Below are 2569 nucleotides of genomic sequence, written 5' to 3'. Positions count from 1 at the left end.
CTCCATTTGGTTTACCCTAAAATTGAAAAAAGTTATAAAAAGACTGCGCTAGGCTTGATGAAAGACAAGGCAATTATGGATCACGGTAAAAAGTCGGTAAGGGAAACGAAAAAAATGATTCTAACTGCGGGTATCGGATTAGCTTTAGTTTATGATAATACCCCTGGCCAAAACCACTATTATACGTATTTAACGAGGATCTTGGATTATTTGTCTCTGGGTGTGCCCGTTATAACAACGAAAACCGCAGGTAACGTACATTTGCTTGGCCATAACTATCCTCTTTTTGTCGATGATGCCCAGGATATCGTTCGCTGTTATTTAAGGCTTATGGAACCGGATTTTTATCGAGAAATGAGCGACCTTTCAAAAAACATAGGAAGGCAGTTTGTGGGGGAAGTTGCAGTAGAAGATTTCTGGTCTATACTGGAAAGTCAAATGCCTGCAGGTAAATAACTGTCACGTTCCTTTTCCATGAGTTCATTTAATACTCATACAATTGACGACTTCACAACTGCATCAATATTCGAATTCATCACTGATTCTTTTAAAACATCAATATCTAGATTAAACTGTATTTGAGTCATTTTTATTCCTCTTCTCTTTGTTTTTCTTGGTCGTTAAACATTGTAGACAAAAAGGAATAAAATGACTCTTTTTTATTTACACAATTATATAGACTTAATCAAAATTACCGGTGAAGCAAGCCCTCGTTATCTTTTCTATCCCGATGCCCCTATGAGAATTTTAGATATCATGCTGCGAGTGAAGCTAATTGCATTGTGAGATATCCCGTTGATTGGCTTCGTGACCCCATAGAGCATGTGATTTCTACCTCCTATTATATCCTTCGTATGCCAAATAATAGCATACATAATGTGATCAAAAATATGAGTTTTGAAGAATTTATTACGATAAACTTAGAGGAATTTAGATTGCGAATCTCAAGTATGACTCGCAATGGTTCTTTTTAAAGTCTTTTTCATCTTTTTAGACGAATGATGGTTTTGCTAAATTTCCATTTGTGTCTATTACTTTAACAAATAGCCAAGCATAAAATATTTTAAGAATATCAATCAATGATTGGGGGGAAAGCTTTGGATGAAAAAAGTAAATTATTCCTTGTGTTATGTCTTCATCGATCCGGCTCCAGCGCTACAGCCGGGGTGATGCATAATTTGGGCATTCATATGGTTTAATACCGCCAAGCCGTCATAATATGAAAGGATATTTTGAGAATCAGGATTTCGTCGATATGAACGATATGTTGCTGAATAGTATCGGTGGTGGAGTCTGGAACCCGCCTACAAGAGATCAGGTGATCAAATCCAGTTTCCCATCAGAACAAATTCACGCTTTTTTATCGAATCAAGTAAAACCTGTTTGGGGACTTAAAGACCCCAGAACGCTATTAACATTTGAAATCTGGAAACCTTATTTTAAGGAAATAGCTGATATTACCTATGTTTTTGTTCATAGACCTTTTGAATCTTCGGTCTGTTCTTTAGATTACCGTGAAAAAAAATGAACAGAAAGACAGCGGAAGAAATATTAACCATTTATTTAAAAAACCTATATTATTATCGACATAATTTTGGTATTGATAAGCAGGATATTATTGATGTCTATTATGAGGATATGTTGAAGAATCCACGGCCGTTTGTACATGAATTTAACAAAAGAATAGGTCGAAAACCTGAAATAATTTGGACTTGGTCTATGAATTTCTAAATAATAATTTGAAGCATCACTAGCAAAGACGGGAGGGATTCATAATGAAAACGATCGGACACATAACAAACAAATTCCTGGATTTAAGTCAAACCTTTGTTCATCGCCAGATTGTACAAAATCAATGGTTTCGGAATGTAGTATTTACAAGGGAACGGATGAATGAACATTTGTTTCCTGCCTTAGATTTGGTAGAGATTCATAATAAGGCGGATTTGGCAAAAGCCATAGAACAGAGCCGTGTAGATTTAATTCACGCTCACTTTGGTCCTAATGCGCTATACGCTCTATCGGCCAAAAAGAAGCTGGGTATTCCGATGCTTACCTTTATCCATGGGTACGATGCCTGGCAATATCCGAATAGAACCGCGAAGAAAATGAAGCGATATATCGAATTATTTGAAGTTGGGGAACTATTCGCTGTTCCATCAGAGGCCATAAAACAACAACTCATTGTACTTGGGTGCCCAACTGAAAAAGTGATTGTCTGTCATTTGGGCGTGGATTTATCGTTTAGATTTCGACAGCGAACCTTGGACAATGGTGAAATTCGTTTAATTTCCGTCGGTCGGCTTGTTGAGAAGAAAGGGCATAACCATTTAATTCAAGCACTCTCAATCGTTCAGAAGCAAATTCCTAATTTTCATTTGACAATCATAGGTGAAGGAGCCGAGCGGGAAGAGTTGACGGCTTTAATTGCCCGCTTAGGACTTGAAGAGAAGGTAAGTCTTTTAGGTGGCCAAAGTCATTCGAAAGTGCTGAACGAATTGGATCGGTCTCATATCTTTTGCCTAGCTAGCGTTACTGGTCAAGATGGTGATATGGAAGGTCTTCCGGT

General features: G+C 37.4%; 2 protein-coding genes and 1 pseudogene. All 3 read left to right on the top strand.

Features of this window, described 5'->3' with window-relative positions; genetic code table 11:
• Nucleotides 1-456, top strand: a pseudogene (locus V7138_RS25210) (glycosyltransferase family 1 protein); the annotation flags it as partial.
• Nucleotides 457-1255: 799 nt separating this feature from the next.
• Nucleotides 1256-1528 (top strand): hypothetical protein, encoded by a 273-nt coding sequence (locus V7138_RS25205; RefSeq protein WP_335402762.1) that lies wholly within the window; start codon nucleotides 1256-1258, stop codon nucleotides 1526-1528.
• Nucleotides 1529-1775: 247 nt separating this feature from the next.
• On the top strand, nucleotides 1776-2569 hold a 794-nt coding region (locus V7138_RS25200), incomplete at its 3' end, for a glycosyltransferase (RefSeq protein ID WP_335402760.1).

This window comes from Bacillus sp. JJ1533 (assembly GCF_036965045.1).
In the GTDB taxonomy this organism is placed as follows: domain Bacteria; phylum Bacillota; class Bacilli; order Bacillales; family Bacillaceae_L; genus Ferdinandcohnia.
Note: the sequence above shows the minus strand (reverse complement) of the source record. Positions and strands in the feature narration are given on the sequence as shown.